This window comes from Chryseosolibacter histidinae (assembly GCF_018598225.1).
Classification (GTDB): domain Bacteria; phylum Bacteroidota; class Bacteroidia; order Cytophagales; family Cyclobacteriaceae; genus Chryseosolibacter; species Chryseosolibacter histidini.
This window is the reverse complement of sequence record NZ_JAHESF010000007.1, coordinates 111102-124511: the sequence shown is the minus strand read 5'-3', so window position 1 is coordinate 124511 and position 13410 is coordinate 111102. Positions and strand designations below refer to the sequence as shown.

Genomic DNA, 13410 nt, shown 5'->3' with positions numbered 1-13410 from the left:
TGTCGTTTCTTTTAAAGGTTAACTGATAATCCAACAGTATAGCTCTTGAGCACCGGGTAGTTGAAGCCGTTGCCCGAAGTGCCCGAAGTGAGGATCTTGTCTGAGGGGCCGATGCTTCCCACGTCGAGATCGCGGGTGACTTTGTACAGCGGTGACCATGACCACAGGTTCTCGCCCGACAAAAATACGCGGGCACTGTTCAGCTTCAGCTTTTCAAGAAGCGCGGTGGGAATGGTGTAGCTGACCTGGATATTCTTCAGGCGGATATACGCTACGTTTTGCAGATAGCGGGTTTGTTTTACGAACAATTCACGGTTCGTGGACTGTGCCGAATAGCCGCGAAGCCTGGGGAAGTAGGTGTTGGGATTTTCTTCAGACCAGATCTTGCTCGCCATCGATTCCAGCGCAGTGTTGTAAGGCCTGTTGTAAGGCCCCCAGAAGAGATCCGCTTCCGCACCGGGCCACCAGTCCTGCTTGCCAACGCCCTGGAAGAAAGCACCGAAGCCGAAGTTGCTCCAGTTCACACCAAACATGGCACCATAGACATACCGTGGTGTTGAGTTGCCGATCACCCTCATATCGCCAGGTTTATTGACGGTGTTCTCACCAACATTGATAAAGTTGTCGCCATTCAGGTCTCTGAACTTGATGTCACCAGGCAGCAGCTTTCCGGTGGCGGAGGCTGCGATGGCACTCTGGTTGGCGTGGTTGGCAATGTCATCCACGGAAGTGAAGAACCCTTCCGTCTCGAATCCCCAGATCTCTCCGTATTTCTGACCAGCATAGTAGTCAGTGAGGCGTTTATCAGGGTTGTTGAACTTCAGGATCTCTGCCTGCGCATCGGCCAGTGTGAGCCTCACCGAGTAACTGAACGGTTTGGCACCCAGCGAACGCTCATCCTGCCAGTCGAGCACGATCTCCCATCCGGTGGTTTTCAGATCAGCGTAGTTGCCATAGGGAACCGCTGTTCCGAACACGGCCGGAAGCGTCATGCCAGGTGTGAACATATCAGTGGTCTTGCGAACGTACGCATCTGCATTGAGCAACAATCTTCCGTTGAGCATGGAAAGGTCAACGCCCAGGTTCTGAACCGTGGCGGTCTCCCACGTGAGCCCTGCCGGCAGCACACCCGGCTGGCTTGTAAGCTGTGGCCGCACGCCATTCAGGACAAGTCCCGATTGCTGTACATTGAATTTTTCCTGGAAGGCATAAGAGCCAATGCTTCCGTTACCAAGCGATCCATAGGAGCCGCGGAATTTCAGCTCAGAGATGAAATTCTCAGAAACGTTCCAGAAATGTTCTTTCGATACGCGCCATCCTGCTGACACTGACGGGAAGAAAGCGTACCGTTCGTTGGCCGGGAATTTGGAAGAACCATCATAACGGCCATTTACTTCGAGCAAATATCTTTCATCGAAGATATAGTTGAGACGGAAGAAACCTCCCAGCACATTCCACTTGTCCCATCCACCCGAGGTGGAAATGGCCTGGCCAAGCGCAAGGTTGATGTCGGTAGCATTTTCGTAGATCAGGCCGTTGCGTTGTGCCCTGAGGCCTTCGAAGGTAGACTGCTCATAGTTATAACCGATCAGTCCCTTGATATGATGGCGGGCGGAGAAGGTGTTCTCGTACTCGGCGTAAAGGTTGGTGGCCATGTATTGTGTTTCATTCCGCATTTCAGAGATGTCGTTGGTGTTGGCCCCCACATACTCGATCACGCCGGGCCTTCTGCTGTAAGGGACGGGTACACGGATCACAGTCCAGTCGCTATCGGTATTCTGGAAAGTGAAGTTTCCTTTAACGCTTACTTTTTTGTCGAAGAAATTGGCATCGAAGGCCGTGGTGTTGCGCATCACACGCTCGTTCATATCATACCCGTTCTTTCCATACCAGAAATCACCCACGGTATAGGCGGCAGAGTAGGTCAACGTGCCATCGGGATTGAACATGGGCGACATGGTATGGCCTTCGTCTGCGATGTTTCTCCAGATGCTTCCGCCTTCGCCCACGTTGAGCGGGTTGTGGTAGAGCATGTTGGAGAATTGTGTGTTGTTGTCAACCTTCAGCCACGGCGCAAGCTGCACGGTGCCCCTTGCCCTGAAGTTGTACATCTTGTAGTCGTCTGAATTGTAACGGAACAATCCTTCCTGGCCCTGGTAACGGCCTGTGATCTGGTAAGTAGCTTTTTCAGTGGCGCCTGAAACGGTAAGATTATGTTCGTTTGCGCTGAGGTTATTTTTGTACAGTTCTTTATACCAATCCATGTTTTCGTAGTAAACGTACTCGCCATTGGGCAGCACATCCACTTTAGGAAGCGAAGGATCTTCCGATCGTCTTTTGAGCTCCGCCAGGTATTCGGGCGAGAACTTCAACGTCTTGTTAACGTTCTGTGGCGTTTGTGAATAATCATTCCAGGCGGTCCATGCTTCATTAAAAAGCATGGCCGACCGGTAGCCATCCGTTACAAGCTCCGGAACAGTAGTAGGTTTTTTAATGGAGTAGTTGGCGTAGTAGTCAACACTCACCCGTCCGTGTTCAGGTATTTTTGTTGTGATCAGCACCACACCGAAGGCGCCGCGTGCACCGTAGATCGATGCGGAGGCGGCATCTTTCAGAACGGTTACGCTGGCCACATCACGAGGGTTGATCATGCGCGGGTCTCCTTCAACGCCATCGATCAGGATCAAAGCATTGCCACCCTGACCCACTGACGTCACACCCCTTACATTATAAGCGGGCGATTGGATCGGCTTGCCATCTTCGAGGTTGATGTTCAGGTTGGGGATCACACCCACCAAACCCTGGCTCAGGTTGGTGATGGGCCGGTTGTTCAGCACCTTGGCCGATACCTGGTCTACAGCACCCGTCATGTTCACTTTCTTTTGCGTGCCGTATGCCACCACAACCACTTCTTCCAGCGATTTGGAATCCACTTCCATGGCGATGTCGATCACGGTACGGTCACCGACCTCAACTTCAATTGTTTGGAATCCGATGTAGCTGAACTGCAGCGTGGCGTTTTCCGGAACTTCCAGGGCGAAATTGCCATTGGTGTCGGTAGTGGTACCGTTAGTGGTTCCTTTGACGATCACGTTCACGCCGGGAAGCGCTTCACCGGAAGGATCTGTCACTTTTCCCTTCACAGGTTTGTCTGCAAGCAATTTGATTTCTGCGATTTCATTTTCTGCAACGGGCTTGGCGTGCAGCAACGGGGCGGCCGGCAGTTGCCACAATAGCAGCGCGGCAACGCAATGAGGGTACAATCGGTGTAAAACCGATCTTCTCCGTAAAGGTTTGGTCATAATAGTTGTTTAAGGTTGTTAAGAAGATTTACTGCTCCATGCACGCGCATAGCGTGATGGATGGCTTTCAGCCGCAAAGGTGAAAATCGGCTGATACGTGCGCGGAAGAAGGGAATTATGCTTTTATTAAAATTTCCCTCTATACATTATGTTATAGTTATTGAATTCCCGGATGGGAGTAAAGAATTTTTCGTTGCAGCGGCGGCAATCGATGACGATTATTATGATTGTATTAATTTATGTGGCTGGCGTGGTACACACGCGTACACGCAGTGTTGTGCGTGTACGATGCGTGTGAATTTTGAGCGGTTAAGAAAAATTATCTCCGGGAAATGGCGGTGGGTATATAACCGAAATGTTTTTTGAAGGCGAACGAAAAATGTGAGAGGTCTTCAAAGCCCACTTCGAGGTAAACATCCACAGGCTTCTTGGCATACGCGGTGAGCTGATAATGTGCCAGCTCGAGTCTTTTTCGCGTCAGCCACTTTTGAGGCGTTGCCTGAAAGGTCTTTCTGAAGTCGCGGTTAAAAGTTGAAAGGCTGCGCCCTGTAAGGTATCCGAATTTTTCCAGGGGCAGGTTGAACATGAAATGGCTCTCCATGAATTTGACCAGGTCTACCTTTCCCGGTGTTTCAAAGTTGGCCAGGATCCCGTCTACATTTTTGTCGATCGTCCTTAAGATCGTGATCGCCTCTTTGATCTTCAGTGCAGCAAGCGCTTCCGGAAATTTTTCCTGCAAGTCGAAGTAAGGAAGCAATGACGAAAAGCAGCTCTGGAGCAGCGGATGGTTTTTAAAAGCGTAGATCTTGTCATTGATGTCGGTTATGGATTGTACTTCGATGCCGGAATAAAAATCCCTGAGTCGTTCCACCGTCAGGTGCATCGCTACGGCCTTGTGTGGAAGCCCATCCTTGGGATAGTTGATCACCGTGGCCACCTGGTTACGGGGAATCAGGAAGATGTCTCCGGCATTGAATACATAAGAAGCTCCGGCCTGGATGATCTTGGTCTCGCCCGAGATGAACCAAACAAGCAGGTGATGCTCAAACAGGGCTTCCGTTTTAAACAGTTCGTCTTCGAAAACCGAAAGTTTGATGTCGGGATTGATATAGTTTGTTTTGAATTCCATGTCTTGCAACGGCATACAATTTACAACTTGGTAGGGGTTACCACAACGGCAACCCCAAGGTTGGCTTACCGGAATGTGACACCCGTCATTTCTTCGCTCAGCCTCCATAGTCGTTTGGCGTTGCCTTCGTCCAGGGAATAAGGTTGTACACCCCGCAACGTTGAGGGCTGATCATATTTGCGCTCGATCGTTCCACGGTCCAGCTCGGCAACATCCGTATCTTCACAATACACGCCTCCGATGTTGTTCAGCATGGGGCTCGTAGCACACCACACGGTAGTGGATGCACCCTGTGGAACTGTTTTCAGTCTTGCCGATACCTCCGGAAGCACATTGCCCTGCGCATCGCACAGACCCATTTGTTGAAATAATTCGATCGGTGCTTCGCGACCTAATTCCGTACCGTTGACAGAGCCAGGGTGTACTGAGAAGGCTCTTACATTGAATGCGCGGCCCCGGTTGTCGAGCTCAACGGAGAACAGGTTCGTGGCTGTTTTTGATTGTCCGTAGCCCTGCAACGTTTCATAGGCGCGGTGATGAAAATTGGGATCATCGAAGTTAAAGGGTGAGACCTGGTGCCCGAAAGATGACAGGTTCACCACCCTTGCGCCATTCGCTTTTTTCAGCGCGGGCCATAACCTTGCCGTGAGGTGAAACTGTCCAAGGTAATTGGTGGCAAGCTGAGACTCGAAGCCGCGGGAGTCTCTGCGCAAGGGTACCCACATAATGCCCGCATTGTTGATGAGCAGGTGAAGCGGTCTGCCGGAAGCTAAAAAAGTTTCGGCAAACGCGTCGATGGATCTTGGATCGATGAGGTCCAATGCTGCCAGCTCCACATTGGCGATACCTTGCAGATTTTTCTTTGCTTTTTCGATGTCCCGCGCCGGCACGATCACCCTCGCACCCGCCGCCGCAAGCACGCGGGTTGTTTCCAGGCCGATCCCCGCATTGCCACCCGTGACGATGGCGACCTTCCTGGTGAGGTCAATTCCTTTGATCACATCACTTGCCGTGGAGGACGCATTAAATCCCGAACCTACAGGTTTTTGCAGTTTCCCATTGTAATTGTCGATTTCCAATACTGTTTTCATATGTTGTGTTTTTGCTTTTGTTGACACAAACTTAGCGGGAACCGCATTGCAGGACTTTGTTCAGAATTTCAAGTTCACTTTGTTGAGAATGTCATCCTCTTGTGGAGTGACCCAGTGACATTTATAGTGATGATTGAGTTGAATTGACCAGGTGATGATGTCCCGATTTTATAGACCTGTCAGAGAAATGTCATTAAGTTAAGAAGCAAGATTCTAGTGCGACTATTGTATTTCAAGCCCCAAGAGGGCGCAATATGAATAGCCCGCGGTGCAGCCGCGGGTTATTCATCGCGACGGGAAAGTGCGCCACGTGCGGTTGTAATCATGGCGTTGTCTGTTCATGGCGCATCGATCGCGATGCCCAGATCTGGCGTGCGCATTACGTGCCAGAAAAAGCGTACCTCGATCCATACTACCTATGACACGTGGAAATACAAATGCACAATAGCGTCGGGCCGACACCCGACGCTATTGATATTCAGCCCCTTCAGGGCTCAAACTACAAATAATCAATTTGTTCGTTATCTTACATGACATTGGTCCCCAAAAAACAAGATCAAATATGTCGAAGCCCCGCGTGATGATCCTCATCGTTTTTGCGCTGATCGTAGTGTCTGTTATCATTTACTTTGTTTCAACAACTTATAAAGCCAGGATAGCCCGCCAAATGTTCGATACCGTTGCCTACACGGAAGAAGATTACGAGCTGATGCGCGCCTATTTTAATTCCGACACAGCGCTTCAAAGAGTGCTTAACGAGAATATTCGGGCGGGTGACAGCGCCTCTGTGCACATGAAAAAGTTTCTGAGCACATCATACCAGTTCAGGGACACCACCCGGCTGCAGGAATGGGAAATTAAAGGTATGATCCATTCCTACCGGGTTTCAATTGATGTACTGCGTAAATTTGCAGCCATTGACAGTAAGCTGAAAGAACTGGAAGGATCAATCGCGCCCAAGAATGCAGATGATTCCGCCGCACAACAGCAGCTGGATTCGCTCAGAAAACTGGTAAACGAGGGAAAGTTGGCAAAAGAATATAAGTCTCCGCTCGATCCGCAGTAATCCTACACGTGCTTTTTTTTCATCCAGGGTTTATACACCGCGATCGCGATCAGCAGTATAAATCCCGATGTGCTCGCCAGCATCCCACCCTTCAGCGTTGAATGATTTTGCAGGAACACTGCATTGGTAATGCTGTTCACGCCCTGAACCTCCAGGAGTTCGATGTTCTCCAGCATCCTGTGCTCATTGAAGAACATGCCGAACATGATCAGCGCGATCACCAGGAATAATTTTGCCATCACCCATTTGTGTTTGAATAGCCCCCACTCGGTGAATATGGCAAGCACAAGCCCCGTGAAAAAACTACCGATGCCACCCCAGCCGATCACGTTCCAGGCAATGGCCCGCATGTGAAGATAAGTGGAATACATCTCGTCATAACGCGACAGGTCTGCCTGATACAACAATGGTAAACAGCTGATAGCACCTCCGAGCCACAACGTCAGGGTACAGAAATGCAGTATCAGCACTGCTTTCGCTGATCCTTTATTTAATTTTATCATCGTTTACGCTTTTTCGGTGAATTACTTTTTTTCAGGTATGCATCGAGACTCTTCAACTTGGTGAGCCAGTAATTTTCGAAGTAGTTCATCCACTCCTGAATCTCGGTAAATCCCCGCTGGTCCAGTACACAGTACCGCTCTCTGCCCCTGTCTTCAATCGTGATAAATCCGGTTGACTCCAACACTTTGATATGTTTTGAAACCGCAGGCCTGCTGATGTCAAAATTTTCGGCAATGGTGTTGATGGATTGCTCCTTGCTGCTGAGCATCCTCAGGATCTGGCGCCGGTGAGGATCAGCAATGGCGATAAAGCTGTCATAGTTGGATATGTTCATTGTTCAGTTCTTTGAGGTAATTCATCAACTTTTTCGCAAAGTGTTTGTTCCAGCCTTTTTCCATGATGAGGCTTGTAACAAGTCCCTTCAGCCCTTCGAAGCCGGTGTGCTCGAGGTGAAGCTCGGTGCCGCCATTCTTTGGAGTCAGGGTCCATGTCACCACAGTATCGAGTGTCATGGTCTGCGGGTTGGGGCCGCCCTTGAATGAATACGATAATTTTTTAAGCGGTACCACTTCCAGTACTTCAAAATACATTTTGCCATCCCAGCCCTTGCGGGGTTTTTGTTCCTCCATCCACCGGAACCCGACCTCTGCTTTAAAGCCTGACCTTTTAAGGTTATTCCATTCTTTCAGCTTCTCCGGGTCGGTAAGGCACTCCCATAAGGTTTCTACAGGATATGGGTAGAACCACTTGAGTTTAATGCTTCGTTTCATGGCGTTTACTGGTTTATGTAACTTACAGGTTACAAATTTATGTGTAATCTACAGGTTACACAAATGTTTTTGTGGATTTTTAACAGGGAAGGATTTCCAGGCAGTAGAAGGGCTGTGTGTTTGCTATAATCCTTTTCGTTGTGAGAACAGCCAAGCAGGCAGCGACTGTTCCTTTCCAACATTTTCCCAGCTGTTGTGTTTTACGCCAGGGTACTCGGTGTATTTTACTTTTTTGCCACCGAGCCTGACGATCTCATGATACACATCGCGCGAGAGATACACCGGCACAATGTCATCGTCGGTGCCGTGAAAGATCCACAGGGGCGTTTGCAGCAGGTTTCTGGCAGCCTGTGCGTTGCTGCCACCACAGATCGCGTAAGCAGCGGCGAATTTTCCCGGGTTCTTTGAGAGGATCGAAAAAACACCAAAGCCACCCATCGATATGCCGTACAGGTACAAGCGGTTGGTGTCAATGTTGTATTGCTTCACGAGCGAGTCAAGCAGGGCCAGTGTTTTAGCCGTGGCATCGGTATGCTTCTCGCTCCACGTATTGCCCCAACCCTGGTTCGACTCTTTGCACTTGGACGTGAGCACAAAGCAGGGATACTGCTTTTGAATGTTTTCCTGATACCACAGGAGGTCGCGCGAAACGAGGTCGTTGCTGCCATGCAGGTATACGATCAATGGATATGATCTTTTGGGATCGTATGCTACGGGCTTGAAGAAACCGTATGGCATGGATCGAAATGTGTTTTCTGAATACCCGTGGTATTTTTCTGTAAGGGGTGATTGCGCTTGTGTGGCGATGCTCAGAATAAACGCACCGATAAGTGAAAAGATTGTTTTCATGGGATCGAAGGTCAGTTCTACCGAAGATAGGCCAATCGCCCTAAAGAATGAAAAATAATTGACCACACGCAGCTGGTGATATACAAGATGCTGTTCTTCGCTTCCCATAATCGAACATGGCTGTCACCAAACCGAACAGGACTTCCCTTTTAAAGCCCTTTCCGGTATCGAAATCCAAACAACCTGCCTGGCACGATTTGTACTTATATTATAGGAGATCTAAGCCGCTTTTCCTATGCTTAACAACTACTTCAAAATAGCGATCCGTGTCATCAGGCGCTCGGCATCCTATGCGCTCATCAACGTTTCCGGGCTTGGGCTCGGCATTGCCTGTGCCATCCTCATTTTCTCGCTTATCAGCTATCACCTGGGCTTCGACAACTTTCATCACCATTCAGACCGCGTCTACCGGTTTGTTACCGAGGAGCACCGCGATGCCGTGAATTATGCGAGTGCCGTGCCGCCTGCGTTTGGAAAAACATTTCGCGACGATTATCCCTTCGGCGAGAAAGTGGCGCGCATCTGTGTGGCCGAGGAGGCGATCATCAGCTTTGAAAGTAACGGCGAACAGAAAAAGTTCAAGGTCGATGCCCGCTTTGCGGAACCTGAATTCTTCGACATCTTTAATTTTCCATTGGTTTCTGGAGCAAACCATCTGCACCAGGCCAACAAGGCATTGATCACAGAAGCTGCCGCCAGAAAATATTTTGGCAACGATCCGGCAGTAGGGAAAACTTTCCGTTTCCAAAACGAAATCGATTTTGAGATCACGGGGGTGCTGCGCGACTTTCCCATCCGTACCGATGTAGGAGGCTCTATCTTCCTTTCTTACACGAGCGTGGGACAGTATAACGAATGGTATGGCAGGGATGATGCGTGGGGCGGTATTACAGAGTCTATACAAACCTATGCGCGTCTGCGTGATGGCGTACACCCTGCTGACGTAGAGGCGGTATTGCCGGCGTATGTAAAAAAATATCGCGACCAAAGCAAAAATGTGCATCACTACAAGCTTCAACCTTTGGCGGATCTACACTTCGATCCACGCTACGGCGGACGTATACCTGAAAGTGGTGTCTGGATCCTGGCTGTGGTAGGCTTCTTCCTGGTCTTCACGGCCTGTCTGAACTTCATCAACCTTGCCACGGCCCAGGCTATGGGTCGCACCCGTGAAGTGGGCGTTCGCAAGGTGATGGGAAGCACACGGCCACAGCTCTTCTGGCAGTTCACAACAGAGACATTTTCCATCGTGATGCTTGCTTTCCTGGTCGCCTTCGGTATCGCTACAGGCGTATTGCCTTATATCAATGAGCTGTTCAGTACCCAGGTCACGCTTCAGTTGTCAGATCCATCGCTTTGGATCTTCTCTATCGTAACAATGGTTGTCGTAACCTTCCTCGCGGGAGCATATCCAGGCATGGTGCTCTCTGGATTTAGACCCGTATCTGCGCTGAAAGGAAAATTGCAAGACCTGGCGTCGAGGTCACTAAACCTGAGAAGGTCGCTGATCATAGCCCAGTTGATAATATCGCAAGTGCTTTTGATCGGGCTCATTGTCATCAGCAACCAGATGAAGTACATCAGGCAGGCCGACCTCGGTTTCGATGAAGAAGCTGTGGTGATGATTCCCACCGCTTCAAACGACGCGAAGATGAAAACGTTGAAAGAGCAATTCCTGCGTACGCCTGGTGTAGAGAAGGTTTCTGTTTGCTTCGGGGCACCGGCTTCCAGGAACAACTGGAGTACATCGTTCAAATTTGATAACCGTACAGAGTCCGAAGTTTTTTCTGGTCAATTCAAGGGCGCCGATGCAGACTATCTTTCCACGTTCGGTATCGACCTGGTGGCAGGCAGAAACCTCGTACCTTCTGATTCCGTGCGCGAGTTCCTGGTAAACGAGACCATGGCCAGCAGGCTTGGCATCGCGCCTGAAGAGATGCTGGGCAGACACCTTTCCTTCAATGGAGATGAATTTAAAGGACATATTGTGGGTGTGGTGAGAGATTTTCATGACCAGCCTCTCCGCTCGCAGATCAATCCGCTGTTCATTACAACATCAATGCGGCACTACAATTCTTATGCGGTAAAGATCAATATGTCGCAGGCCGCCACCGTGTTGCCGGCGTTGGAAAAATTATGGTCTGCCACCTATCCCGAGCGCATCTATGAGTATGCTTTTCTCGACAACGAGACTGCGCAGTTCTATGAAACAGAGCAGCTGATGCTCACGATGATCCGCGTGTTCTCCGGCATCGCGTTGTTCATTGGCTGCATGGGACTTTACGGCCTGGTGTCATTCATGTCGGTGCGAAGAACGAAGGAGATCGGCATCCGCAAGGTGTTGGGTGGAAGCGTGGCGCACATCCTCTGGCTTTTTGGTAAGGAGTTCTACCACCTCATCCTTGTTGCGTTCGCGCTGGCGGCGCCTGCAGGATGGTTCCTCATGTCGAAGTGGCTGGAGCTTTATGAATACCATGCGGGCATCACAGTGTGGACCTTTGCAGCCGAGCTGGTGGTGATCGCGCTGATCGTGCTGACCACAGTGGGGTATGTTACCACGAAGGCGGCGTTGGCGAATCCCGCGAGGGCGTTGAAGGATGAGTAGAAAAGAAGTCAGGAGCCAGAAGTAAGGAGTCAGGAGGTTCGGGTGTTGGGTTAAATGAACTGAGTTTCAGTATTAAGTGAACGGTTCTTGTAAAAAAGTATCTGGAATACGGATTTTTGTATAATTCAGGCGGGCATCAGTGCCAGTAGTTTTGTGTCATTATTTAACCTCTTTGATAATGACAAAAACAATTTTCATCACCGGAGCTTCCAGGGGATTTGGAAAGATCTGGGCCGAAGCATTTCTCAAAAATGGCCATCAAGTAGCCGCTACCGCAAGGAACATAGATGCATTGAGCGACCTCGTGAAGCGGTATGGCAACGCCGTGTTACCCATTGCATTGGATGTAACCGATCGCGAAGCAGCTTTTGCAGCCGTAAAAAAAGCCGCCAACCACTTTGGCAGCATCGATGTGCTGATCAACAACGCGGGCTACGGACTGTTTGGAACCATTGAAGAGACAACAGAGTCGGAGGCAAGAGACCAGATCGAAACCAATGTGTTTGGACTGTTGTGGGTGACCCAGGCGGTGTTGCCCGTGATGCGCAAACAAAAGAAAGGACATATCATCCAGGTGTCAAGCGTGCTGGGCCTGGTTACACTGCCTATCCTCGGACTTTACAATGCCTCCAAGTTTGCCGTGGAAGGATTGAGTGAAACGCTGGCTGCCGAAGTGAAAGATTTTGGCATCAACGTTACCCTGGTTGAGCCGAATGGATTCGCTACAGAGTGGTCTGGCGCATCAGCCATTCACAGCCAGCCGATGAAGGAGTATGAGCCCGTCAGGGAATCTTTCAAGGCAGGCCTTACCGATGATATTTTCGGTGTGCCCGAAGCAACTGTTGACGCCATCGTAAAACTTGTGGATGCTCCGAATCCGCCGCTCCGCCTGTTCTTGGGCAAAGTAGCGTTGCCATGGGCGAAACAGATCTATCAGGACCGCCTCGCTACCTGGGAGCAATGGAATGAAGTTGCTGCCGCAGCGCACGGAAAATAAATGGCCGGTTTGAAACGATTACTGCAGGATCCATGTTCTCACACATGGATCCTGAAAATCAATTTTTAGACGTATGATCCACTTCAAAAAGCTGAACGACCTCCACAACGCTTTGGGCTTCCGTCCTCCGGAGCACCCTTTGATAAGCCTCAACACATGCGAAGGAACCTGTGGCACCGCAGGCATCGAACATACCAGTGATTTTTTTATGATCGGGTTCAAGAAATTTCGGTCTGGCGAAATGTTATACGGCAAAACAAAGTATGACCACGACCACGGCTCGATGTCGTTTGTGAAACCGCGGCAGGTAGTGGGCATCAGGAACATGGCGCTGGAAGAAAGCGGTTTTGCCATTTATTTCCACGAAGACTTCCTGAACGGGCATCCGTTGCATCACGAGATCAGGAAGTATAGCTTCTTTGATTATGAAGTCAATGAGGCGTTGCACCTTTCGCCCAAAGAAGAGCAGGTGATCTGGGAGCTGTACCGGAAGATCGAAACCGAATACCGTAACAACACCGACGAGTACAGCCGCGACATCATGTTATCGCACCTGGACTCTATATTGAAGTACGCACAGCGCTTTTATAAACGGCAGTTCATGGACAGAACGGTCATTGCCGGCGCTACCGTTACCAAGGTCAATGAGATCCTCACCTCATACTTTGAAAAAGGACTGGTGAAAGACAACGGCTTGCCTACGGTGAACTTCATCGCCTCGCAGCTGAACCTGTCGTCCCGTTATTTAAGCGACCTCCTGAAACAGGAGACCGGAAAAACGGCGATTGACCTGATCCATCTCTTCCTGATCTCGGAAGCAAAGAACCTGCTGACCACCGCCAACCAGAATGTTTCCCAGATCGCTTACGGCCTGGGTTTTGAAAATCCACCCTATTTTTCCCGTTTATTCAAAAAAGAAACCGGTATGACCCCCAACGAATTCAAGCGCCTGAGCTTGAATTGAAAGTAGCCCCTTGATCGAAGGCACGTACCTCGTACCTTGGGCGTGTTAGGCCTTGAACAGGCTTGAACGGCCTTGAACATGGCTTGAACAGCCTTGAAAAGAACCTGCATCCCTGCAGTACGTATCTGTCTGT

General features: G+C 49.9%; 11 protein-coding genes. 4 read left to right on the top strand and 7 right to left on the bottom strand.

Features of this window, described 5'->3' with window-relative positions; translation table 11 throughout:
- Positions 1-11 precede the first annotated feature (11 nt).
- From KK083_RS09215 to KK083_RS09205, 3 genes are all read right to left on the bottom strand, one after another.
- A complete protein-coding gene (locus KK083_RS09215) occupies positions 12-3302 on the bottom strand; it encodes a SusC/RagA family TonB-linked outer membrane protein (RefSeq protein ID WP_254162741.1) in 3291 nt (1096 codons plus the stop codon).
- 319 nt (positions 3303-3621) lie between these two features.
- Entirely contained in the window at positions 3622-4431 is an 810-nt protein-coding gene (locus KK083_RS09210) for an AraC family transcriptional regulator (RefSeq protein WP_254162739.1), read from the bottom strand.
- A gap of 65 nt (positions 4432-4496) precedes the next feature.
- The gene (locus KK083_RS09205) at positions 4497-5522 is read right to left on the bottom strand and encodes an SDR family NAD(P)-dependent oxidoreductase (RefSeq protein WP_254162737.1); all 1026 of its coding nucleotides are present in this window, start codon (positions 5520-5522) and stop codon (positions 4497-4499) included.
- Between the two features lie 562 nt (positions 5523-6084).
- On the opposite strand from KK083_RS09205, the gene KK083_RS09200 reads away from it, so the two are divergent.
- Positions 6085-6588, top strand: a complete 504-nt coding sequence (locus KK083_RS09200; RefSeq protein ID WP_254162735.1) for a hypothetical protein — start codon at positions 6085-6087, stop codon at positions 6586-6588.
- A gap of 2 nt (positions 6589-6590) precedes the next feature.
- Here the strand turns inward: KK083_RS09200 and KK083_RS09195 are convergent, their stop codons facing one another.
- From KK083_RS09195 to KK083_RS09180, 4 genes are all read right to left on the bottom strand, one after another.
- Positions 6591-7091 carry a SirB2 family protein gene (locus KK083_RS09195; RefSeq protein WP_254162732.1) on the bottom strand — a complete coding sequence of 167 codons (501 nt, stop codon included), beginning with the start codon at positions 7089-7091 and terminating at the stop codon, positions 6591-6593.
- Positions 7088-7426 (bottom strand): ArsR/SmtB family transcription factor, encoded by a 339-nt coding sequence (locus tag KK083_RS09190; protein WP_254162730.1) that lies wholly within the window; start codon positions 7424-7426, stop codon positions 7088-7090. Before KK083_RS09190 ends, KK083_RS09195 begins: the two co-directional genes overlap by 4 nt.
- A complete protein-coding gene (locus KK083_RS09185) occupies positions 7407-7862 on the bottom strand; it encodes an SRPBCC family protein (protein WP_254162728.1) in 456 nt (151 codons plus the stop codon). Before KK083_RS09185 ends, KK083_RS09190 begins: the two co-directional genes overlap by 20 nt.
- 123 nt (positions 7863-7985) lie before the next feature.
- Positions 7986-8711: a carboxylesterase family protein gene (locus tag KK083_RS09180; RefSeq protein ID WP_254162726.1), complete on the bottom strand. Its 726-nt coding sequence runs from the start codon at positions 8709-8711 to the stop codon at positions 7986-7988.
- A 235-nt stretch (positions 8712-8946) separates the two neighbouring features.
- Here KK083_RS09180 and KK083_RS09175 point away from each other — a divergent pair, with 235 nt between their 5' ends.
- The 3 genes from KK083_RS09175 (at position 8947) to KK083_RS09165 (ending at position 13277) form a co-directional block, all read left to right on the top strand.
- Complete coding sequence (locus KK083_RS09175; protein ID WP_254162724.1) at positions 8947-11316, top strand: ABC transporter permease; 2370 nt, start codon at positions 8947-8949, stop codon at positions 11314-11316.
- Positions 11317-11494: 178 nt separating this feature from the next.
- Positions 11495-12313 carry an SDR family NAD(P)-dependent oxidoreductase gene (locus KK083_RS09170; protein ID WP_254162722.1) on the top strand — a complete coding sequence of 273 codons (819 nt, stop codon included), beginning with the start codon at positions 11495-11497 and terminating at the stop codon, positions 12311-12313.
- Between the two features lie 73 nt (positions 12314-12386).
- Entirely contained in the window at positions 12387-13277 is an 891-nt protein-coding gene (locus KK083_RS09165) for a helix-turn-helix domain-containing protein (RefSeq protein WP_254162720.1), read from the top strand.
- Positions 13278-13410: the final 133 nt, after the last annotated feature.

Excerpts from the sequence above, each read along its gene's own strand:
- KK083_RS09180 (WP_254162726.1), bottom strand. The coding sequence starts at position 8,711 with ATGAAAACAATCTTTTCACTTATCGGTGCGTTTATTCTGAGCATCGCC.
- KK083_RS09190 (WP_254162730.1), bottom strand. The coding sequence starts at position 7,426 with ATGAACATATCCAACTATGACAGCTTTATCGCCATTGCTGATCCTCAC.
- KK083_RS09215 (WP_254162741.1), bottom strand. The coding sequence starts at position 3,302 with ATGACCAAACCTTTACGGAGAAGATCGGTTTTACACCGATTGTACCCT.
- KK083_RS09170 (WP_254162722.1), top strand. The coding sequence starts at position 11,495 with ATGACAAAAACAATTTTCATCACCGGAGCTTCCAGGGGATTTGGAAAG.
- KK083_RS09165 (WP_254162720.1), top strand. The coding sequence starts at position 12,387 with ATGATCCACTTCAAAAAGCTGAACGACCTCCACAACGCTTTGGGCTTC.
- KK083_RS09195 (WP_254162732.1), bottom strand. The coding sequence starts at position 7,091 with ATGATAAAATTAAATAAAGGATCAGCGAAAGCAGTGCTGATACTGCAT.
- KK083_RS09205 (WP_254162737.1), bottom strand. The coding sequence starts at position 5,522 with ATGAAAACAGTATTGGAAATCGACAATTACAATGGGAAACTGCAAAAA.
- KK083_RS09210 (WP_254162739.1), bottom strand. The coding sequence starts at position 4,431 with ATGGAATTCAAAACAAACTATATCAATCCCGACATCAAACTTTCGGTT.
- KK083_RS09185 (WP_254162728.1), bottom strand. The coding sequence starts at position 7,862 with ATGAAACGAAGCATTAAACTCAAGTGGTTCTACCCATATCCTGTAGAA.
- KK083_RS09200 (WP_254162735.1), top strand. The coding sequence starts at position 6,085 with ATGTCGAAGCCCCGCGTGATGATCCTCATCGTTTTTGCGCTGATCGTA.
- KK083_RS09175 (WP_254162724.1), top strand. The coding sequence starts at position 8,947 with ATGCTTAACAACTACTTCAAAATAGCGATCCGTGTCATCAGGCGCTCG.